This window comes from Bradyrhizobium sp. MV1.5, assembly GCF_055807615.1.
Window position 1 is genome coordinate 66446 of sequence record NZ_JBVVPL010000021.1, and the last position, 21773, is coordinate 88218.

Here is a 21773-nt window from a genome sequence, read left to right on the forward strand (position 1 = left end):
CCCGCGATCCCCATGCTGCCCCGCACGCGGGCGCCACATTCATCACAAGGGAGGCCTGCCGTGACCGATCTTTCCGCGCCGATCAAGCCGACCGCGATGACGACAGACGCGTATTCGCCAGGTCTCGCGCTTCGCTCCCTCGTCATCGGCTTGACCGCCTTCCTGACTGTCGTCGACCTGTTCGCGACGCAGGCGATCCTGCCTTCGCTGACGCGCCATTACGGCGTCACACCGGCGGCGATGGGCTTTGCCGTCAATGCCAGCACCTTCGGCATGGCGATAGCCAGCCTCGTCGTCGGCTTCTTCAGCCCGCGCATCAACCGGCGGACCGGCATCCTGCTCAGCCTCGCGCTGCTGGCAGTCCCCACCAGCCTGCTGGCGACCGCGCCAAATCTCGCGGTCTTCACCGCTTTGCGGGTCGCGCAGGGCCTGTGCATGGCATCCGCCTTCGCGCTCACCCTCGCCTATCTCGGCGAGCAATGCAGCACGATGGATGCCGGCGGCGCCTTTGCCGCCTACATCACCGGCAATGTCGCCAGCAACCTGGTCGGCCGGCTGATCTCGGCGGCGGTCGCCGACGGCTTGGGCCTCGCCTGGAATTTTTATTTCTTCGCAGCCCTCAATCTGGCCGGCGCGGTGCTGGTCTATTTCACCATCGGGCGCGTGCAGCCGATGCATGCGATGATGACTGCGGGATCGCCCCTCTCCGCCACGATCGCGCACTGGCGCAATCCGCAGTTGCGCGCGGCCTTCGGCATCGGATTCTGCATCCTGTTCGCCTTCATCGGCACCTTCACCTTCGTGAATTTTGTGCTGGTCCAGCCGCCGCTGTCGCTTGGCATGATGGACCTGGGCCTTGTCTATTTCGTCTTCCTGCCGTCGGTCGTCACGACCTTGCTGGCGGGCAGAGTGGCATCGCGCCTCGGAACGCGTCCGACGATCTGGGGCTCGCTCGCCATCGCCGGGATCGGGCTGCCGCTGATGCTGGCGCCGCATCTGGGCGAAGTCATCACCGGCATGGTTCTGGTCGGCGTCGGCACCTTCTTCGCGCAAGCGGCTGCGACAGGATTCGTAGGACAGGCGGCGACCGACAGCCGCGGCATCGCCAGCGGGACCTATCTTGCCTGCTACTTCTGCGGCGGCCTGGTCGGGACGGCCGTGCTCGGCCGACTGTTCGACGGCTTCGGCTGGCAAGCGTGCGTCGCGGGTGTCGGCGCGGCCCTCGCTGCGGCCGCTCTGCTCACCCTTGGCCTGAAGCGCTAGCGCTTGGCCGGCGCTTCCTGCGGCGGCTCGTCGTCGGCGATGGCGCGCCAGGCGGCGCCGTCGAGATCGTCGTACTGGCCGCTCCGGAGCGACCAGAGGAAGGCGACGAGACCGGCGAGACCGAGCATCAGCGCCAGCGGTACCAGGATGACCAAAATTTCCATCACACGATCTCCCGCGAGGCGTTGCGCGCACGCAGCGAATTCAGCATGACCAGGATCGATGATCCGCTCATGGCGGCAGCCGCGATCAGGGGCGTCACGACTCCGCTGATCGCGACCGGCACCGCGAGTAAATTGTAGCCGATCGCAAGCCAGAGATTCTGCCGCATCAAGTGCAGCGCCTTGCGTGACGCATCGATAGCGGCGACGACCGGGGCCAGCGGCCGGCCGAGGAAGACGAGATCGGCGGTCGCCTGGCTCAAATGCGCGGCCGAGATCGGCGACATCGAGACATGGGCCGCCGCCAGCGAGGGCGCATCGTTCATGCCGTCGCCGATCATCAAGACCTTCATGCCCCGCTGCTTCAAGACCTCGATCCGCGCGATCTTGTCAGCCGGCGTCACCCCGGCCCGCCATTCGGAGACGCCCAACGCGTGGGCCGCCGCGATCACCGCCGGTTCACGGTCGCCGGAGAGAATCTCGATGCCGATATTGCGCGCCTTCAGCGCCGCGATCACAGCCTGCGCATCGGGACGGAGGCCCTGGCGCACAGAGAGGATGAATTTTTCGCCACTCTTGCTGAAAGCCACGACGGAGGCTTCGGGATCGAGATTTGTCACATTGGAGACCAGCATCTCGGCGCCGCAGAAAGACGGACGGCCGAGGCGAATCTCGATGCCATCGACGACAGCGCGCACGCCCTGGCCGGCCTCCTCGACCGCGCCGACGATCGGCGATCTGGCGTCGCAGGCCTGCGCGACCGCGGCGGCGACCGGATGATGGCTCGACAGCGCGAGCCGTCCGGCAAGCTCAAAGATATCAGCGGGGATATCGGCCGCATTCATCACTTCGAGATCGGGCAGCGTCAGCGTCCCGGTCTTGTCGAAGATGACGTGATCGGCTTCCGCGAGACGCTCGATGGCATCGCCGGAATTCAGCAGGACACCCGCCTTGAACATCGCGCCCGAGGCCACTGTCTGCACCGTCGGAATGGCGAGTCCGAGCGCGCAGGGACAGGTAATGATCAGCACCGCGACGCCGGTCACGATCGCATCATGCCAGCCGGCGCCCGCAATGACCCAGCCGAGGATGGTGACGAGCGCGGTGGCATGCACCACGGGCGCGTAGAGTCGCGAGGCGCGGTCGGCGAGCCGCATGTAGCGCGAGCGCGCCTGCAGCGCATTGTCGAGCAGCCGGGTGATCTCGGCGAGCAGCGTCGCCTCGGAGGCCGCCGAGACCCGCACCCGCAAGCTGCCCGAGATGTTCATCGATCCCGCATAGACCGGCGTGCCTTGGCCTGCCGTGACGTAGAGCGTCTCGCCGGTGATCAGGCTCTGGTCGATCTCGGAACGGCCCTCGATCACGGTGCCGTCGACCGCGCAACGCTCCCCGGGCCGCAGCAGGACGATGTCGCCGGGATAGAGCGCGGCTACCGGCACTTGAGATATCTCGTCGGGCCCGACGAACTTGGCCGCGGTCTCCGCCTTGAGCGCGGCGAGATTGCCCGCGACCGCGCGGGTCCGCCGCCGCATGTTCTGGTCGAGGACGCGGCCGACCAAGAGGAAAGTGAGCAGCATGATTGCCGCGTCGAAATAGGCGTGCTCGGCGTGGTTGATGGTCTCGACCACGGACATGCCGAGCGCCAGCGTCACGCCAATCGAGATCGGCACGTCCATGTTGGTGGTCTTGGCCGACAGCGCGCGCCAGGCCGAGCGGAAGAACGGCTGGCCGGCATAGGCCGCCGCCGGCAGTGCGATCAGCGCCGATAGCCAGTGGAAGAAATCGCGCTGCTCCGGCAGCATGTCCGAGACGTTGCCGGACCACACGGGGATCGACAGCATCATCACGTTCATGGTGGCGAACGCGGCGACGCCGAGGCAGCGCAACAGGAAGCGGGATTCGGCGACCTCGGTCGCCTCCGCGCTCTCGGTCTCGTAAGGATAGGCCTTGTAGCCGAGTTCCTCGAGGCGGTCGATGAAGCGGGCCGGATCGAGCGTGCCCGCCTTCCATTCCAGCGCAACGCGCCGGTCGGTGAGGTTCACACGCGCCAGCGTGACGTCGGGAATGGCGGACAGCCCGCGCTCGATCTTGGCCATGCAGCCGGCGCAGTGAACGCCCTCGACCGCGAGATCGATGTGCTGGACGCCCTCGCCCGCAGTCCGGACGTAATGCGAAAAGTCCCGCGAGACGTGCATGGCAAAATCCTTCAGTTCAGGATCACGCGGTTGCGCGACATGAACACGCGCGTTCCCCGCGCCTCGCCCTCGATCACGAGGTCCCACTGGCCCGGCGCGACCGATGCGGCATTGCCGCGATAGAGGCCGATGCCGGCCTCCGAGAGCTCGATGGCGAGATCGGCGCGCTTGTCGGTCGGCCGCTCCAGGCGGCCGCCGAATTTCAGTCCGGCGATCGGCTGACCGCTGGCGTCGCGCGCCTCGACCTGAAGCAAGGCGCCGCCATCGGCGCGGCGCTCGACATGGGCGTTGACCTTCCATTTGCGCGCGGTCTGGTCCTGGGCCGCCGAGATCTCGCGGTCATAGGTCAAGCCCGCGGCATAGGGGCTGTCGACGTCCGTCCCTGGCAGCGTCGCGATCGCAAGCTTCATCATGGTCACGTTGACCCCGATCACGACGCCGAAGAAGGCGACCAGCATCAGAAACACCTTGGTTCCGGTCAGCGGCTTGGTTGCCATGGCGGGCTCCTGATCCTACGGCGCGACGAAATTGTCGGTGGCGCTGGCGACTTCGCCGAGGCCGATATCGGTGACGTGAAAGCGAACCGGGATCGACTTTTCCGTGTTGCCCTCCGCCGGCGCGGTCACGAGCAGTCGCAGCTCGCTGGTGGAGTCGCGCGGAACCACGATCATCGGCCGGTCCGGCGTCACGGAATCGATCCCTATGACATGGATCGTCGCATTGACCGGACCGTTCGCGTCGATCGCGATGACGCGGTCGTAGCCGCTCTTGTTGAGCAGCCGCACCGTGTAGGCGTTGCGGATCGAGCCGTCGCTGAGCCTGACCGCGACCGGATTGCGGTCGTGCAGCACGTTGACGTCGAGCAGGCTGCGGGTCGCCAACGTATAGATCATGATGCCGCCGACCGCCGCGATGATCGCGCTGTAGGCGACGGTGCGGGCCCGGACGATGCGATAGACCGGCGCCTTGCCTTGCTGGCGGCGCTGGATGTTGACGTCGTTGTCATAGCCGATCAGCCGCTTCGGCCGGCCGATCTTCGTCATCACGTTGTCGCAGGCGTCGATGCAGAGCCCGCACTGGATGCATTCGAGCTGCGGTCCATTGCGAATGTCGATGCCGGTCGGACACACGGCGACGCATTGATAGCAGTCGACGCAGTCGCCGACTTGCTCGCCGAGCGCGCGCAGCTCCGCCGCCTTCTTCACCGACGTACGCTTCTCGCCGCGATCGTAACGATAGGTCACGTTCAGCGCCCATTCGTCGGTGAGCGCGGCCTGGATCCGCGGCCACGGGCACATATAGGTGCAGACCTGCTCGCGCATGAAGCCGGCGAGCACGTAGGTCGTAGCGGTCAGGATGCCGATCCAGATATAGGCGATCATCGGCGCCTGGAAGGTGACGAGTTCCCTAACCAGCGTCGGTGCGTCGTTGAAATAGAGCACCCAGGCGCCGCCGGTCCACCAGCCGATCAAGAGCCAGATCGAATGCTTGAGCACGATCTCGGAGATGCGCTCCAGCTTCATCGGGTCGGACGATTTGTCCTTCTTCATCCGCTCGCGTCGGTCGCCCTCGATCAGACGCTCGACCGCATAGAACAGGTCTGTCCACACCGTCTGCGGACAGAGATAGCCGCACCAGATGCGGCCGCCGACCGAGTTCATCAGGAATAGCGCCACCGCGGCGACGATCAGCAGGCCGGTGAAGTAGTAGACCTCCTGCGGCCACAGCTCGATGAAGAAGAAATAGAAGCGGCTGTTGGGAAGATCGATCAGCACCGCCTGGCTCGGAGCACCGAGGCCGCGGTTCCAGCGCACGAACGGCAGGAAGTAGTAGACGCCGAGGCAGAACGCCATCAGGCCCCATTTGATCCGGCGGAAGGTGCCGGAGATGCTCTGGGGATAGACTTTCTTCTGGGCCACATAGAGCGGCCCGTTGTCATCGTCTAATGGGAGCTCTTTTGGGTTCACGGTCCTGTTCATCGCCTGCAGCTTTCGAAAGGTGCGATAAAACCTAGACCCGACACCGCCGCGTCAGTTGATCCAGCGCAAGCGGGGGCGTTTTTGTTCGCCCCCGCTTGCTGCCGGTTGGCTATTTTCCGCCGCCCAGGGAATGGACGTAAACTGCCATCGCCTTGATGGTGGCGGGATCGAGCCGGCCTTCCCAGGCCGGCATCACGCCCGCGCGGCCTTGGCTGATGGTCTCGATCAGCGTCGCCTCGTCCGAACCATAGAGCCAGATCTTGTCCGTCAAATTGGGGGCGCCCATCTCCGGGTTGCCCTTGCCGCCGTCGCCATGGCAGGCGACGCAATTCTCCGCGAAGATCTTCTCGCCCTTGGCCGCGTCATAGCCCTTGCGGGTCGGAAGGCCCGACAATGCCCGGACATAGTTGGCGGCCGTGACGATCTCGTCCGGTTTCAGCACGCCGTCCTTGCCGAATGCGAGCATCTGGCCTTCGTGCGCCTTGGCATGGCCGGAGCGTGCGCCGAACTGGATGGTCTGCATGATCTGGTCGAGCGTGCCGCCCCACAGCCAGTCGTCGTCGTTCAGGTTGGGATAGCCCTTGGCACCGGCGCCGCCTGAGCCGTGACATGGCGCGCAATTGTCACCGAACACGGTCTTGCCCTTGGCGCGCGCGAGCGCCAGCAGCGCCGGATCCTTCTCGATGTCGGCGAGCGAGGCCGAGCCCAGGGCAACCATCTTGGCTCCGCGGATCGTCTCGAGGTTGGCGAGCTCGACCGCAACGTCGGCACGCGAGGAGTACCCCATCACGCCGTGCGTATTGCCCGAGATCAGCGGCCAGGCCGGATACACGATCCAGTAGCCGATCGCCCAGACGATGGTGAGGTAGAAGGTGATTACCCACCAGCGCGGCAGCGGCGTGTTGAGCTCCTTGATGCCGTCCCACTCATGTCCGGTCGTGGACCTCCCGGAGACGGGATCGATGTCGCTATGATGATCGGTCATGATCTCTTACTCCTCCCGCAACGGCAGGTGTGCCGCTTCGTCGAAAGCTGCCTTGTTACGGGGCCAGAATGCGTAGGCGATGATCGCGACAAAGATCGCGACGAACACCGGCGTCCAGATCGTGGTCACGAGACCGGACGCGAGATTGTCGAGGGTCAGGATGGCTTTCATCGTTGGTGCCTTCTCAGCGAAGATTGGCTTTCTCGTTGTAGATCTTGAAGTCGACCAGCGTGCCGAGCATCTGGAGATAGGCGATCAGTGCGTCCATCTCGGTCGGCGTGCCGGCCTTGCCGTCGAAGTTGCGCACCACGGCCTTGGCGTAGCGCTTGGTGAAAGCGTCGGAGCCGGCATTGTCAGGATCGGCCTGGGCCTTCATGTCGGCGCCCGCATTGGCGATCTGGTCGTCGGTGTAAGGCGTGCCGACGGTCCGCAGCGTGCGCATGTGGTCGGCGATCGTGTCCGGATCGACCTCGGTCTTGCTGAGGAATGGATAGCCCGGCATCACCGACTGCGGCACGATTGCGCGCGGGTTGGTCAGATGGGTGACGTGCCAGTCGTCGGAATATTTGGCGCCGACGCGGGCAAGATCGGGACCGGTGCGCTTCGAGCCCCACTGGAACGGATGGTCGTACATGCTTTCGGCGGCCAGCGAGAAATGACCGTAGCGCTCGACCTCGTCGCGCAAGGGGCGGATCATCTGCGAATGGCAGAGATAGCAGCCCTCGCGGACGTAGACGTTGCGCCCGGCGAGCTCCAGCGGAGTATACGGCCTGATCCCGTCGACCGCCTCGATCGTGCTCTTGAGGTAGAACAGCGGGGTGATCTCGACGAGACCGCCGATCGCGATCACCAGCAGGATGCCGACGACCAGGATGATCGAGTTCTTTTCGAAGATTTGGTGGCGTGTCCAGAACGACATGGAAAACTCCTCATTCCGCCGGCTGGAGAGCGACGGGCATCTGGACTTCCTGTTCGCCGACGCGAACCGTCATCCAGAGATTATAGGCCATGATCAGCGCGCCGATCAGGAACAGCCCGCCGCCGGCTGCGCGGATGATGTAGAAGGGATGCATCGCCTCGACGGTCTCGATGAAGGAATATTCGAGGAAGCCGAGCGAGGTGTAGGCGCGCCACATCAGGCCCTGGAGAATGCCGGACACCCACATCGCCGAGATGTAGAGGACGATGCCGAGCGTCGCGATCCAGAAGTGCCAGTTGACGAGCTTGAGGCTGTAGAGGCCCTTCCGATTCCAGATCCAGGGCACCAGGCAGTAGAGCGCGCCAAAGGAGACGAAGCCCACCCAGCCGAGCGCGCCGGAGTGCACGTGGCCGATGGTCCAGTCGGTGTAGTGGCTGAGCGAATTGACCACCTTGATCGACATCATCGGGCCTTCGAAGGTCGACATGCCGTAGAAGGCGACGGAGACCACGAGCATGCGCAGCACGGGATCGGTGCGCAGCTTGTCCCAGGCGCCCGACAGCGTCATCAGGCCGTTGATCATGCCGCCCCAGGACGGCATCCACAGCATGATGGAGAAGGTCATGCCGAGCGTCTGGGTCCAGTCCGGCAGCGCTGTGTAGTGCAGATGGTGCGGGCCGGCCCAGATGTAGAGGAAGATCAGCGCCCAGAAGTGGATGATCGAGAGGCGGTAGGAGTAGATCGGCCGCTCGGCGCGCTTCGGGATGAAGTAGTACATGATGGCGAGGAAGCCGGCGGTCAGGAAGAAGCCAACCGCGTTGTGGCCGTACCACCACTGGAACATGGCGTCCTGGATGCCGCCCCAGGCGATGTAGGATTTCGAGCCGAACACCGAGACCGGCAGCGCCGGGTTGTTGCCGAGATGCAAGACCGCAATCGTCACGATGAAAGCGAGATAGAACCAGTTCGCGACGAAGATGTGCGGCTCCTTGCGCTTGATGATCGTGGCAAGGAAGACCAGCAGATAGGTGACCCAGACGATGGTGAGCCACAGATCGGCGTACCATTCCGGCTCGGCATATTCCTTCGACTGAGTGACGCCGAGCAGATAGCCGGTGCCGGCGATCAGGATGAAGAAGTTGTAGCCTACGACGACGAACCAGGGCGCGAGATCGCCTGCAAGGCGAACGCGGCAGCTCTTCTGGACGACGTAGAAGGAGGTCGCGATCAGGACGTTGCCGCCGAAAGCGAAGATCACCGCGGACGTGTGCAGCGGACGCAGGCGGCCGAAGCTGGTCCAGGGCAGATCGAAGTTCAGCGCCGGCCACGCCAGTTGCGAGGCGATGATGAGGCCGACGAGAAAGCCGGCAATGCCCCAGAACATCGCCATGACCGAGGAGAACTTGATCGGCCCCATGTTGTAATTGGGGCGCCCATTGATCTCCGCAGGCGGCAGCGCCGCCGGCCGGTCGAGGTAGCGGTTGATGATGCAGAAGACCGCGGCCAGGCTCGCCGCCGCGCTCAGCGCGGCATGGAAGGCGAAGGGCGCATCGAGCGCCTTGGCCGAGGCAATCACGCAGAGGAAGGCGGTGACCGCGAACACGACAGCCAGGCCGCTTTCACCTGACGTCATGGACTTGGAGATGGAGGGCTGGCTCATGCGGATTCTCTCTGAAAGAACACAGGGGCCAGAAACCACATTCACCCTCGCGGGGAATTGATTGAAATCAAGGGAGATGGATTTCTGTTAATGTGGGCGATGCGGCGCCAGTTGCAGTGCCCTCTCCCCTTGCGGGAGAGGGCAGCGAGGACCGTCCCGCACACTCACTTGGGTGAGGGGTTGGTCCCGCACGAAGAGTCTTTCGGGGGAGAAAAACCCCTCATCCGGCGCCATAGCCGCAGCTTCGCTCCGGCCTTCTTAAGAACGGCGGCCGAAGGCCGCCTATGCCACCTTCTCCCACAGGGGGAGAAGGGAAGAAAAAGAATCTTCCGTAAAATCACGCAGCCGCCTTGTCACTCCCGTGCCGTCGCCTTGAGCGCCGTAATGACGTCCTCGCGAGCGACGATTCCGACCAGCTTCTGCGCGCCATTGAGCACGATGATGCTCCTGATGCGGTGCTCGACCATGATCTGGAGCACGCGCGTCAGCCGGGTGTCGGGGCTGACATAGATAAAGTCGGGCGTCATGACGTCGCCGATCTTACGGCTCATCAGGTCGTGATAGCGCGGCAGCATCTGGCTCGGCGTGAAGGCGAAGCACTTCAGGATGTCGAATTTGGTGACGATGCCGACGACCTGTCCGTCGTCCTCGACGGGATAGGAATTGAAATCGTCGCGTTCGAACATCTCGCTGAGCGCGAGCAGGTCGAGGTCGCGCCTCACCGTCCTGACGTCGTGCGTCATGTAGCCGTCGACGGTCTGTTCAAGGAATCTGTACACGGCGCGTCCTCTTTGATTCGTCTTGCATCGCTCCCGCGTCAGTGCGACAGCAGCACGCAGCGGGCAGATTGAGTGACCAGATACTGGGTGACGCCGCCGAGGATCAGTTCGCGGAAGCGCGAATGACCGTAGGCGCCGGCGACGACCAGGCTGGCGCCGACATCGCCCGCAACTTTCTCCAGTTGCCCGGCGACGGTTTCGTTCCGGGCCGCTTCGGAAACGCGCGCCGTCGCAGTCACGCCGTGGCGGGCAAGCCACGCCGTCACGTCGGTCGCGCCGGCGACCACGGCAGGGCGGTCGTCGTCGCCTTCAGGAATTGCGAGGACAGTGACATCCCTGGCCTTGCGCAGGATCGGCAGCGCATCGGCGAGCGCCCGCCGCGCTTCCGGCGTATCCTTCCACGCCACCAGGATGCTGCGCAGGTCGAGCCAGTTGACGCCGTCGGGCACGACCAGGATTGGCCGGCCGGCTTGCATCACCAGATCCTTGGGGCTCGCGAGCGCGAAGGCGTCGGAGAAGGCCGGGCTCTGCCCGCCGGTGACGATGATGTCGGCGCAACGCGCCTGGGTGAACGTAAAGCGCGCCGGGAAATCCATGGCGCTGCGCCATTCCACGTGTCCGCCGCGATTCCTGATTGCGGCGCGGAATTGCGCCTCGAGTTCGCCCAGGCGTCGCCTGACGGAGGCCTCTCCCTCATCGATCAGTCCCTGCGCTACGGTGCCGTCGCTGAAATAGAGCGGCGGGGCGAACTGCGCCGCAGCAACGCCGATGATCGACGCCTCAAATCGTTCGGCAAGCTCGCCCGCGACCTGAAGCCGCGCGTCGTTGGACTGATCGAGCGCCAGGCTGACCATTACGGTCGCGTATGTCATCGGAGTCTCCGGGGCAATGAGCTTTGATCCGATCGTAGGCCCGCCGCCGGCTGGCAGGATGAGATAGATCAAGCCCACGGAGCACCACGCCACGGGGAATCTGCCGATGGTCTAAGATATCGGAACTTGCCTCCAGCCCGTCCTTGGGCGACATTGCCTCAGCGGTAACAGTATGCGGCCCCCCGCATGAGCATGGGAGTGATCGCTTGGCGCCAACCCGTGTAATTCATCCGGGAGATGACAGTCTGGGCGAGCATTTCCGCGTCCGAATCGAAGGATTTGGCGTCGGCACCTGGGATCTCGATCTCAAGACACTCGAATTGGAGTGGTCGGAGACGGCCAGAATCCTGTTCGGAATCGAATCTGGCCAATCGGTGAGTTACGCGCTGTTCCTGTCCCGGCTGGAGCCCAACGACCGCGAGCGGATCGAGATCGCGATCCGGCGCGTCTCCGAACGGGGCGGCAGCTTCGACGTGTCGTTCAAGGTCACGGGGGCGTCGGGCAAAGGGCAGTGGATCCGCGCACGCGCGGGGCTGATTCGGGACGAGGCCGGCGCCGCCCGGCATCTCAGCGGCATCTTTCTTGACATTGATGAGGAGAAGCAGGTCGAGGAGGCCCTTCGCACCCGCGAGAACCACCTCCGCTCGATCCTGCAGACGATTCCCGACGCCATGATCGTCATCGACGGCCACGGCATCATCCAGCTGTTCAGCTCGGCGGCCGAGCGCCTGTTCGGCTGGGCCGAGCCGGAGGTGATCGGCCAGAACGTGCGCATCCTGATGCCGGAGCCCGACAACTCGCGTCACGACGGCTACATCGCGCGCTACCGGACAACGGGCGACCCGCACATCATCGGCATCGGCCGCATCGTGACCGGCAAGCGGCGCGACGGCACGACCTTCCCGATGCACCTGTCGATCGGCGAGATGCAGTCGGGCGGCGAGCCCTATTTCACCGGTTTCGTCCGCGATCTCACCGAGCATCAGCAAACCCAGGCGCGGCTCCAGGAACTGCAGTCCGAGCTCGTCCACGTCTCGCGGTTGAGCGCGATGGGCGAAATGGCGTCCGCGCTCGCCCACGAGCTCAACCAGCCGCTGGCAGCGATCAGCAACTACATGAAGGGGTCGCGGCGGCTGCTCGCCGGAAGCCAGGATCCGAATACACCGAAGATCGAGAGCGCGCTGGACCGCGCCGCCGAGCAGGCGCTGCGCGCCGGCCAGATCATCCGCCGCTTGCGCGACTTCGTCTCCCGCGGCGAATCCGAGAAAAGGGTCGAGAGCCTGTCCAAGCTGATCGAGGAGGCCGGCGCGCTCGGGCTCGCCGGCGCGCGCGAGCAGAACGTACAGCTCCGTTTCAGCCTCAATCCCAACGCCGATCTCGTGCTCGCCGACCGGGTGCAAATCCAGCAGGTGCTGGTCAACCTGTTCCGCAATGCGCTGGAAGCGATGGCGCAGTCGCCGCGGCGCGAGCTCGTCGTCACCAACTCTCGCGTCGCCGACGACATGATCGAGATCGAGGTCTCCGATTCCGGCTCCGGCTTCCAGGACGACGTCATGCCAAACCTGTTTCAGACTTTTTTCACCACCAAAGACACCGGCATGGGCGTGGGACTGTCCATCAGCCGCTCGATCATCGAGGCTCACGGCGGCCGGATGTGGGCCGAGAGCAACGTATCGGGTGGGGCGACATTCCGCTTCACGTTGCCGGCAGCCGACGAGAACTGATCCATGACGACCAAGGGAATCATCTACGTCATTGACGACGACGAGGCGATGCGGGATTCGCTGAATTTCCTGCTGGATTCAGCTGGCTTCGGCGTCACATTGTTCGACAACGCGCAGAGTTTTCTCGACGCCCTGCCCGGCCTCGCCTTCGGTTGCGTCGTCTCCGACGTGCGGATGCCCGGCATCGATGGGATCGAGCTTCTCAAGCGCCTGAAGGCCCAGCGCAGCCGGTTTCCGATCCTGATCATGACCGGCCATGGCGACGTGCCGCTCGCGGTCGAGGCGATGAAGCTCGGTGCCATGGATTTCCTGGAAAAGCCGTTCGAAGATGACCGCCTCGTCGCCATGATCGAATCCGCGATCCGCGAGGGCGAGCCAGCGGCCAAGAACGAGGCCATCGCCCAGGACGTCGCCGCTCGCGTCGCTTCCCTGAGCCCCAGGGAACGCCAGGTCATGGAGGGGCTGATCGCGGGCCTCTCCAACAAGCTGATCGCCCGCGAGTACGACATCAGCCCGCGGACCATCGAAGTCTACCGGGCCAATGTGATGACCAAGATGCAGGCCAACAGCCTGTCCGAGCTGGTCCGGCTAGCGATGCGCGCCGGAATGCTCAACGATTGAAGTCAACAGGAGTTGAGGCAAGTCAAAACCCTCCGCTCGCCCTGTGCTACCAGATCGGAATGATTGCGATCAGCTCCCATCCCGAGCGGCTCCAGATGTCATCACCCGCAAAGCCAACCGTCTATGTGGTCGACGATGACGCCGCTGTGCTCGGCTCGCTGAAGTTCTTGTTGGAAACCGACGGTTTTGCCGTGCGGACCTTCAGGAACGCCACGGCGCTGCTCAATGCGGCGAGCCCGTCCGGTGCAGACTGTTACGTGATCGACTACAAAATGCCCGACATCAACGGCATCGAGCTGGCCGGGCGACTGCGCCAGTCCGAGGGCGATACCCCGGTGATCCTGATCACCGGCTATCCCGACTCGAATATCTCGGCCCGGGCGGCGGCCGCGGGCGTGAATGAAGTGATTCTGAAGCCGCTTCTGGACGAAAACCTGGTCAAACGCATTCGCCACGCCATCCAGAACCGGGTCCATAGCTGACCTACGGGATTCTACGTAAGGCAACACCCTTAAGATATCTCGCGAAATTTTCGAGGCACCCGATACCGCGTACCAAGGCGTCATCACAACGGAGATGGCGCAGATGCTGACCCAGACCTTCAACACCCCGGCGATCAACACCCCGATCGGTGGCAAGATCGCACCCGCCCATCCCGTCTCCGATCAGTTCGGCGCGATCGCCGGCCATGTAGGCCTCGTGGCCACCGAGTTCTCCTACCGCAAGGAAGAGGAGATCTATGGTGAGGACGAGCCGGCTGAGTATGTCTATCAGGTCGTCACCGGCGCCGTGCGCAGCTACAAGCTTCTCTCCGACGGCCGCCGCCAGATCGGCTCCTTCCACCTTCCCGGCGATGTGTTCGGCCTCGAATCCGGCACCACGCACCGCCTTGCCGCTGAAGCTATCATCGACACAACGGTGCGCCTCGTGAAGCGCGCGAGCCTCGAGAAGGCCGCAGCCACCGACGTCCAGGTCGCCCGCAAGCTCTGGGCGATGACCGCCGGTGAACTTCGCCACGCCGAAGACCACATGCTGCTGCTGGGCCGCAAGACCGCGATGGAGCGCGTCGCCACCTTCCTGCTCGAAATGGACCGTCGCCTCGCGGTTGCCGGCATGATGGCGCTGCCGATGTGCCGCCGCGACATCGGCGACTATCTCGGTCTCACGCTCGAGACCGTCTCGCGCGCGCTGTCGCAGCTTCACGCCCAGGGCATTCTCGGCTTCTCGGGCGCCCGCCAGATCGTGCTGCGCAACCGCGCACGCCTGCACAATCTCGACGCCTGATCTCCCCTCTCCCACCCGCTCATGGCCGGCTGAATTGGTTCAGCCGGTCATTTCTTTTGCTGCGACCATGCCCTTGCGCCGCGTCTCCGGCATCACAAGCAGAATAAGCAGAAGTCCCGTCGCCGCGACGCCGGACAGTCCGGTGAACGCCATGGCATTTCCGAATTTATCGCTGACATAGCCGCCAAGCGCGGTGCTCATCGACGCGCCGATGCCCATTGCGGTGCCGACGATGCCCTGCGCGAGGTTGAAATGGCCGCTCCCGAAGGCGACGTCGGCCACGATCAACGGGATCATCACCGCGAACACCGCCGCGGTGAGGCCGTCGAACACCTGCACCAGCACCAGCAGATACGGATCGCGCACGGTCGCGAACAGCAGACCGCGAATCGTCAGCGCCGCGAATCCGATCAGCAGCAGCGGCCTGCGGCCCCACGCTTGCGCCTTGCGCCCTACGCTCGGCGACAGCAGCGCCACGATCGCCTGCGGCACGACGATGCAAAAAGCGACGAGCACCGTCGCCCACTCGCTCGATCGCGCCGTCACCGCGCTTGCCATCAGCGGCATCATCGAGGCGTTCGCGAGCTGCAACAGGAGCACGCTGAGCGCAAAGACGATGAGCGGGCGCTGCCGGATCAGATGCCATATATTGGTGTCGCCGCGATCCTCCGCCTCGCGCGGCATCTCGCCGTGACAGCGCGCGATGTCGACCTCATGCTCGCGGATGCGAGAGAGCGCGATCAAGGTGGGGATTGCGAGCAGGAAGGTGACCAGGAATACCGAGCGGCTCGACAGCAGATAGCCGGCCGTTCCCATCACCGCGGCCGCAACGCCGTTGCCAAGCGAAGCAAAGCGCGCGTTGCGGCCGAGACGCTCGCCGATCGCGAGCGGGCCGACCAGACCGAGGCTGATCGCCGCGATCGCCGGTCCGAGCACGCAGCTCGCTGCCGCGTGCAAGGTGGCCGCAGCCACCACCACGGGGAAGATCGGCATCGCCGCATAGGCGAGCGCGCAGCAGCCGATGGTGGCGATCGCGAGACCTGCGACCAGTCGCTCGGATTTCGCAGCATCGATAATGGCGCCGCCCGGCATCTGGCCGATCAGCGCAACGATGCCGCCGATCGACAGCACGAGGCCGATCTCGACCTGGGTCCATTTCTGGGTCGTCAGATAGACGGCGATAAACGGCCCGAATCCGGTCTGCACGTCGGCGAGGAAGAAGATGAACCAGTCGAGGCCGCGCAGGCTCTGGCGCGACGGCGCCGGAATGGCGGCAGGCGACAGCGAAACGTTGTCCTGCTCAACGCGGCCCTCGCGATCCGCATGATTCGGCTTCCTCGACAACAGCACCGGCGGCCATCCCTCCCCGCGCCTCACTGAACAGCTTGCAGCGGCTGCAGGCTGCCGGACGCGCCGAGCACCACCATCGGCGTGTCCTCCTTGTATTCCGGCGCGGCTGCGACCTGTGCCTTGGTCAATTCCAGCGTGATGCTGTCCTTCTTGTTGACGATCTTGCCGAACCGCATCGCGTTCCAGTCCACCACGATCTTGCGGCTGCCGACGCCGAGGAAGCCGCCGAAATCGATCACGGCGGCGCGCACGTGCCCGCTCCGGTCGACGATGACGTCGACGATGCGGCCCATGTCCTCGTTCGCCGCGCTGAGCACGTCACGGCCAAGCACACCGTGCGCATCGCTCGCGCCAATGATCGTCACCGACGGCGGTGGCGCGGCATTCTTTGGCGTGACGGGGACCGCCGACGCCGGCGGCTGCGCCGTCGGCGGTGCATTCGCTTCGGTCGAGGGTGCGGGCGACTCCTCCGCGGCGCGTGACACGGCGAGCGTCATTCCGCAGACGATCACGACGCCCAGGGCCAACCATCCGGCGGTACGCATGCACCCTCCTTCCGGCGCGCCGCTAGCGCGCCAGCACGATCGAGACCTGGATCTGGCCACGCGTGCGCAACACCTCCAGCGCCACGTCGTCGCCATGGCGGCTGACGCGCAGGTCCACGCTGGACTCGCCCAGACGCAGATCGCGCAAGATCACCTCGTGCAGAAACGCCGGCAGATGCGGATTGCGCAGCCGGATCTCGCCGCGCGCCACGTCGAACTCGATGCCCAGCGCCGCCTCCAATAGCGTGAACGCCGTTGCGCTGGCCCATGCCTGCGGCGCGCAGGCGACCGGATAGAGCGTCGGGCCCCGCCGCTTTTCGCGCCGGAAGCCGCAGAACAATTCGGGCAAGCGGCGCAGATCCATGTAGGTCGCGGCGTCGAACAGTCCCTTGAAGACATGCGCGACCGAATGCTTGAGCCCGTAGCGCGCGAGCCCGAGCGCGATCAGCGCATTGTCGTGCGGCCAGATCGACCCGTCATGATAGGACATCGGATTGTAACGCACCTCGCCGACAGCGACGGTGCGGATGCCCCAGCCCGAAAAGAAATGCGGCCGCATCAAATCGGCGGCAACGAGGCGCGCGCGGTCCTCGCGGATCATGCCGCTGAACAGGATCTGGCCGGCGTTCGAGGTCCGCACCTTGCAAGGCCGCTTCTTGCCGTCGAGCGCAAGCGCATAGGTGCCGAGTTCCTCGCACCAGAACGCGGCCTCGAAACGCTTGGCCAGCGTCTTGGCCTCGACCTCGAGCTTCTTGGCGAGATCGGGCTTGCCGAGCCGGAGCGCGCAACGCGCGGCGCGCCGCTTGGCGGCGAAGACGTAACCTTGCACTTCGGCAAGCGCGAGATTGCCTTCCGCAAGCTGGCCATCGGCATGGAAGATCGCGTCGTAGGAATCCTTCCAGCCCTGGTTGGCGAGGCCCTTTTCCGTGGCGCGCTGATATTCGACGAAGCCGTCCTTGTCGGGGTCCCCCGGACCGTCGATCCAGGCCAGCCCCGCCTCGATGGCCGGCCACAGCTCGGTCAATGTCTTCTCGTCGCCGGTGCGCTCGAAATAGCTTCCTGCCAGCAGGACGAACAAGGCCGTGGAATCGACGCTGCCGTAATATTGCGCGAACGGCACCTCGCGCAGCGCCGCCATCTCGCCCCCGCGCATCTCATGCAGGATCTTGCCCGGCGCGGCATCGGCGAGCGGATCGACCGCTTTGGCCTGGAAATGAGCGAGCCGCCGCAGCACGCCCTTGGCGATTCGCGGATCGACCCACAGCATCTGTAGCGCGGTGATCAGCCCGTCGCGGCCGAACGTCGTCGAGTACCAGGGAATCCCCGCATAGGGATAGCGGCCCTGCGGCGTCTCCGTCATCAGCATGTTGAGGTCGGCCATGGCTTGGCACAGCACCTCGTTGAAGATGTTGTTGGAGGTCTCGATGCTGGCGGCGCCCATCGTCGATCGGCGCATCTCGCGGCGGTGGGCGAGCAGGCTTCTGAAAAAGCGCGCCGGCTTCTCCGCGACCGGCCGATTGCAGGATACGGCCACGAACAGGGATTTCGACTCATGAGGGTCGAGTTCGAGCTGCCAGGTCGCGGCGTTCACCGACAATTTCGTCGGGCGCGGATCGAAATGCAGGCCCGTGGTGCGCTCGGCGTCATCAAGACCGCGGTAGTCGAACAGTACGTCGGTCGGTCCCAATAGCCGGCTTGAGCCGATGCCACGGCGCGGGCGCCGCTCGCCGCGGACTTCGAACAGATCGGCGAAATCGTTGTCGAACAGCAGCGTCAGCGCGAAAGCGGCCGGGCGGTCGCCGTGGTTCTGCACGCCGATGCGCTGATAGGCGGTGCCGCGCCACAGGAAGATCGTGCGTACGATGTGCAGCAGGTCCTTTTGCAGCACGAGGCTGCCCTGCCGGTAGATATCCGGATTGGTAAGATCGACGGTCAGGGCTGAATTGTCGTCGCGCAGGTTCGAGCCCAGCAGCAACGGCTGGAGATCGTCGAGCACGAGCTCGAGCCTCGCAAGGTAGCGCGTGTCGTGATGAAACAGGCCATCGGGACCGCCGGCCGAAGCGCCGATGTCGCCATGGCTGTCGAGCACGATAAAGGTGTCGTCGTGCTTGAGTGAACGCCGCGGCCGCGCCGACGGTCCCGTCATCGGGATATAGAAAGGCTGCTCCGCGACCTGGTCCACGGTCCGCGTCACGGAGACGAATTGGGTAACGGCTTCAGCCGACATCAGCAGCTCCCCTGCGCTTGTTTCGACACGCAACCGACTCGAACGCGACTGTTGGTTTACGCGGCGGCTTGGGCGAGCCGGCTCATTTCCTGCGTGACCAGCTCACGATAGGGCCCGTGGCCCTGCATCAGACGCTCGGGCGACCCGTCCTCGATGATCTTACCACCCCTCAACACGACCACGCGATCGAAATTGCGCAGGGTCGCGAGGCGATGCGCGATCGCGATGACCGTGCGGCCGCGCATCAGCCGCGACAACGCCTCGCGGATCGCCTCCTCGGATTCGCTGTCGAGCGCGGCGGTCGCCTCGTCCAGCAGCAGGATCGGCGCGTCCTTCAGGAAGGCGCGCGCAATCGCGATGCGCTGGCGCTGGCCGCCGGACATCTTGACGCCGCGGTCGCCGACCATGGTGTCGAGACCGCCAGGCAGGCTTTCGACGAAATCGCCGCGTGCCGAAATCGCGGCACGCAGCACCTCGTCGTCGGTCGCGTTCGGGCGACCATAGCGGATGTTCTCGCGAATTGAGCGGTGGAACAGCGAGATGTCCTGCGGCACGACGGAGATCGCCTCGCGCAGGCTCTGCTGCGTCACCTTGGAAATGTCCTGGCCGTCGATGGTGATGCTGCCCTCGTCGGTATCGTAGAAGCGCTGCAGCAGCGTGAACAGCGTCGACTTGCCGCCGCCGGACTGGCCGACCAGGCCGACGCGCTGGCCGGGTTGCAGGCGCAGGCTGAAGCGCTCGAAGATCTTTTCGCCGCCGGGATAGCCGAAGGTGACATTGTTGAACGCGATCGCGGCGCCGCTCTTCACCAGCGGCTCGGCCTCGGGGTGGTCGCGCAATTCATGCGGCACCAGCAGCGTGGCGATTGCCTCGGTCAGTCGGGCAACGTGCTGGGTGACGTCGACCAGCGCCACCGCGAGATCGCGCGTGGCGTTCAGAATAGAAAGACCGAGGGTGCAGACCAGCACGACGTCGCCCGTGGTCGCCCGGCCATCCTGCCAGAGCATGATCGCCCAAGCCATCAGGGCGATCGTGAGCACGACAGTGACGCCGGCATGGATAAGCCGCAGCTTCTCGAGATACCGCAGGCTGCGGCCGCGCGCGGTGAGCTCCCGGTTCACGGTCGCGTCGAACCGCTCATGCTCGTGCCCGATGCCGCAGAACGCGCGCACCAGCGGCATGTTGCTGATGACGTCGATCATCTCGCCGTCGACGACGGCGGCCTTGTCGGCGAAATCGTCGTGCAGCGGCTTTCCCGCGGCAGCCAGGCGGAACATCGCAAGCACCATGCCGCCGGCAATCACCATCAGGCCGAGTGCCATGTAAGGGCTGACGGTTCCAATCAGCGCGATGGCCGCAACCGTTGCGATGCACGGCGGCAACACATTCCAGACGAACATGTTTTCGACCGTGAACACCGCGTTGGACGTCGCCGTGATGCGGCTCGTCAGCATGCCGGGCATCCGGTCGGAGAAGTAGCTCGGCGCGTGGCCGGTCAGATGACGAAATATGTCACGGCGTAAATCACCCGTGACACGGACGAAGGTGAAGCTGGCCGTCCAGCTCGCGATCCGCCAAAGGAAATTGTCGGCGGCGATCAGCGTCATGAGGAAAGTGAATGCCAGCCATACGTTCCCACCACGCGAAGCGCCGGCCGACAAGCTGTCGACGAGGGATTTGACGCCATACTGCGTGCTTACGGAGCAGGCAACGGCCGCCACGACCGCGGTCAGGATCACGAGATGCGACGCAAGGCGACGCCGAAGATAGCGCAAAACAAAAGCAAACGGCCGGTGCGCATACCCAGAAAGATGATCCATGTGACTATTGACCCCGTCGTGATGTTTTCAATTTTTCTGTTAGCCGACTGAACATCGACTACTTCGCCTCGGTTCCCGAGCACACTCATCACCACATGCGGATGCGGGCGTTCTGCGAAGATGTGATGGCAGCATCGCGACGAGCATCCGACGTGTCGAATAAGTAACGTTCTGAAGAAGGAACTTCGCAAGTGCGGGAACGTTCCCTTGATTGGCGTGCCGGTGCTGAACAGGCGGGGGCTTCTACAATCATGATCGCACAGAGGAGATGGTGAGATGCGCATCGCGCAGGTAGCTCCGTTGACGGAGGCTGTTCCACCGAAGCTGTATGGCGGCACCGAGCGGGTGGTGCATTGGTTGACGGAAGAGCTGGTGGCCCTTGGACACGATGTGACGCTGTTCGCCAGCGGCGACTCGCAAACCTCGGCAAAGCTGGATGCGCTGTGGCCGCGGGCGCTCCGCCTCGACGGTTCCGTGCGCGATCCCAATGCTCTGCACATGGTGATGCTGGAGCGGGTGCGGCAGAAATGTGACGACGAGGAGTTCGACTTCCTCCACTTCCATCTCGATTATTATCCGTGGTCGCTGTTCTACCGGCAGCCGACGCCGTTCCTGACCACGCTGCACGGCCGGCTCGACCTGCCGGAGCATCAACCGGTCTTCAACACCTTCTCGAAGGTCCCCGTCATCTCGATCTCGAACGCGCAGCGCCGGCCGGTGCCGCAGGCGAACTGGGTGAGGACGATCCACCACGGCCTGCCGGAGAACCTGCTGACGCCGAAGCCGGCGAAACAGGAATACCTCGCCGTGCTCGGCCGCATCGCGCCGGAAAAGGGCGTCGACCGCGCCATCAAGATCGCGACGCATTGCGGCATTCCGCTCAAGATCGCCGCCAAGGTCGATCGTGCCGACCAGGATTACTATGACGAGCTGATCCGGCCGATGATCGAGAACAATCCGCTTGTGGAATTCATCGGCGAGATCAGCGATCACGAGAAGGCGGACTTTTTGAGCGGCGCGCTTGGCTTGTTGCTGCCGATCGACTGGCCGGAGCCGTTTGGCCTGGTGATGATCGAAGCCATGGCTTGCGGGACGCCGGTCATCGCCTTCAACCGCGGCTCAGTGCCGGAGATCATCGACGAGGGCCTCACCGGCTTCGTCGTCGAGGACGTCCTCAGCGCAGCCGGCGTCGTCGGCCGCCTGCAGCAACTCGACCGCTCCGTTATCCGCAAGCAGTTCGAGACGCGCTTCACGGCGCGGCGGATGGCGCTGGATTATCTCGCGGCCTATCGCAGCCTCGGCGAGGAACAGGCGCCGCGGATCAAGCTGGTGAGCAGCGCGGAGTAGCAGTAGCGGGCGGCCATCCCATCGCGACCGTCATGGCCGGGC

General features: G+C 64.6%; 20 protein-coding genes. 6 read left to right on the forward strand and 14 right to left on the reverse strand.

Going from position 1 to position 21773, the window contains the following annotated elements:
- Positions 1-60 precede the first annotated feature (60 nt).
- Entirely contained in the window at positions 61-1263 is a 1203-nt protein-coding gene (locus AC0L2J_RS20435) for an MFS transporter (protein WP_473393579.1), read from the forward strand.
- Here the strand turns inward: AC0L2J_RS20435 and ccoS are convergent.
- The 10 genes from ccoS to AC0L2J_RS20485 form a co-directional block, all read right to left on the reverse strand.
- Entirely contained in the window at positions 1260-1427 is a 168-nt protein-coding gene (ccoS, locus tag AC0L2J_RS20440; protein WP_007607689.1) for a cbb3-type cytochrome oxidase assembly protein CcoS, read from the reverse strand. The two genes, AC0L2J_RS20435 and ccoS, sit on opposite strands and share 4 nt — an antisense overlap.
- Entirely contained in the window at positions 1427-3619 is a 2193-nt protein-coding gene (locus tag AC0L2J_RS20445) for a cation-translocating P-type ATPase (protein WP_473393583.1), read from the reverse strand. The genes ccoS and AC0L2J_RS20445 overlap by 1 nt, the downstream gene beginning before the upstream one ends.
- Before the next feature lie 11 nt (positions 3620-3630).
- On the reverse strand, positions 3631-4116 hold the full coding sequence (locus AC0L2J_RS20450; RefSeq protein ID WP_473393587.1) for a FixH family protein: 486 nt from the start codon (positions 4114-4116) through the stop codon (positions 3631-3633).
- A 15-nt stretch (positions 4117-4131) separates the two neighbouring features.
- Positions 4132-5598: a cytochrome c oxidase accessory protein CcoG gene (gene ccoG, locus AC0L2J_RS20455; protein ID WP_473393591.1), complete on the reverse strand. Its 1467-nt coding sequence runs from the start codon at positions 5596-5598 to the stop codon at positions 4132-4134.
- Between the two features lie 109 nt (positions 5599-5707).
- Positions 5708-6583, reverse strand: a complete 876-nt coding sequence (gene ccoP, locus AC0L2J_RS20460) for a cytochrome-c oxidase, cbb3-type subunit III (protein ID WP_007607683.1) — start codon at positions 6581-6583, stop codon at positions 5708-5710.
- 6 nt (positions 6584-6589) lie between these two features.
- On the reverse strand, positions 6590-6754 hold the full coding sequence (locus AC0L2J_RS20465) for a CcoQ/FixQ family Cbb3-type cytochrome c oxidase assembly chaperone (protein ID WP_007594016.1): 165 nt from the start codon (positions 6752-6754) through the stop codon (positions 6590-6592).
- Between the two features lie 13 nt (positions 6755-6767).
- Positions 6768-7502 (reverse strand): cytochrome-c oxidase, cbb3-type subunit II, encoded by a 735-nt coding sequence (gene ccoO, locus AC0L2J_RS20470; RefSeq protein ID WP_007607682.1) that lies wholly within the window; start codon positions 7500-7502, stop codon positions 6768-6770.
- Between the two features lie 10 nt (positions 7503-7512).
- Complete coding sequence (gene ccoN, locus AC0L2J_RS20475) at positions 7513-9162, reverse strand: cytochrome-c oxidase, cbb3-type subunit I (RefSeq protein ID WP_007607681.1); 1650 nt, start codon at positions 9160-9162, stop codon at positions 7513-7515.
- A 353-nt stretch (positions 9163-9515) separates the two neighbouring features.
- On the reverse strand, positions 9516-9941 hold the full coding sequence (locus tag AC0L2J_RS20480; RefSeq protein WP_007607679.1) for a CBS domain-containing protein: 426 nt from the start codon (positions 9939-9941) through the stop codon (positions 9516-9518).
- A gap of 38 nt (positions 9942-9979) precedes the next feature.
- Complete coding sequence (locus AC0L2J_RS20485; protein WP_007607677.1) at positions 9980-10813, reverse strand: universal stress protein; 834 nt, start codon at positions 10811-10813, stop codon at positions 9980-9982.
- Between the two features lie 206 nt (positions 10814-11019).
- Here AC0L2J_RS20485 and fixL point away from each other — a divergent pair, with 206 nt between their 5' ends.
- The 4 genes from fixL to AC0L2J_RS20505 all read left to right on the forward strand — a co-directional run bounded on the left by fixL (position 11020) and on the right by AC0L2J_RS20505 (position 14442).
- Entirely contained in the window at positions 11020-12537 is a 1518-nt protein-coding gene (fixL, locus tag AC0L2J_RS20490; protein ID WP_473393597.1) for a sensor protein FixL, read from the forward strand.
- Between the two features lie 3 nt (positions 12538-12540).
- Positions 12541-13158 carry a response regulator FixJ gene (gene fixJ, locus AC0L2J_RS20495; protein ID WP_007607675.1) on the forward strand — a complete coding sequence of 206 codons (618 nt, stop codon included), beginning with the start codon at positions 12541-12543 and terminating at the stop codon, positions 13156-13158.
- A gap of 59 nt (positions 13159-13217) precedes the next feature.
- On the forward strand, positions 13218-13640 hold the full coding sequence (locus AC0L2J_RS20500) for a response regulator (RefSeq protein ID WP_063993263.1): 423 nt from the start codon (positions 13218-13220) through the stop codon (positions 13638-13640).
- A gap of 103 nt (positions 13641-13743) precedes the next feature.
- Positions 13744-14442, forward strand: a complete 699-nt coding sequence (locus AC0L2J_RS20505) for a helix-turn-helix domain-containing protein (protein ID WP_063996604.1) — start codon at positions 13744-13746, stop codon at positions 14440-14442.
- A gap of 39 nt (positions 14443-14481) precedes the next feature.
- On the opposite strand, the gene AC0L2J_RS20510 is transcribed toward AC0L2J_RS20505, so the two are convergent.
- Genes AC0L2J_RS20510 through AC0L2J_RS20525 form a run of 4 tightly spaced genes read right to left on the reverse strand, consistent with a single transcriptional unit; the run spans position 14482 to position 20384 of the window.
- On the reverse strand, positions 14482-15792 hold the full coding sequence (locus AC0L2J_RS20510) for an MFS transporter (RefSeq protein WP_473393602.1): 1311 nt from the start codon (positions 15790-15792) through the stop codon (positions 14482-14484).
- 23 nt (positions 15793-15815) lie between these two features.
- On the reverse strand, positions 15816-16337 hold the full coding sequence (locus AC0L2J_RS20515; protein WP_063993265.1) for a PRC-barrel domain-containing protein: 522 nt from the start codon (positions 16335-16337) through the stop codon (positions 15816-15818).
- 22 nt (positions 16338-16359) lie between these two features.
- Positions 16360-18564: an amylo-alpha-1,6-glucosidase gene (locus AC0L2J_RS20520; RefSeq protein ID WP_473393604.1), complete on the reverse strand. Its 2205-nt coding sequence runs from the start codon at positions 18562-18564 to the stop codon at positions 16360-16362.
- A 56-nt stretch (positions 18565-18620) separates the two neighbouring features.
- A complete protein-coding gene (locus AC0L2J_RS20525) occupies positions 18621-20384 on the reverse strand; it encodes an ABC transporter ATP-binding protein (protein ID WP_473393608.1) in 1764 nt (587 codons plus the stop codon).
- Positions 20385-20660: 276 nt separating this feature from the next.
- Here AC0L2J_RS20525 and AC0L2J_RS20530 point away from each other — a divergent pair, with 276 nt between their 5' ends.
- Positions 20661-21731 (forward strand): glycosyltransferase family 4 protein, encoded by a 1071-nt coding sequence (locus AC0L2J_RS20530; RefSeq protein WP_007607665.1) that lies wholly within the window; start codon positions 20661-20663, stop codon positions 21729-21731.
- Positions 21732-21773 lie beyond the last annotated feature (42 nt).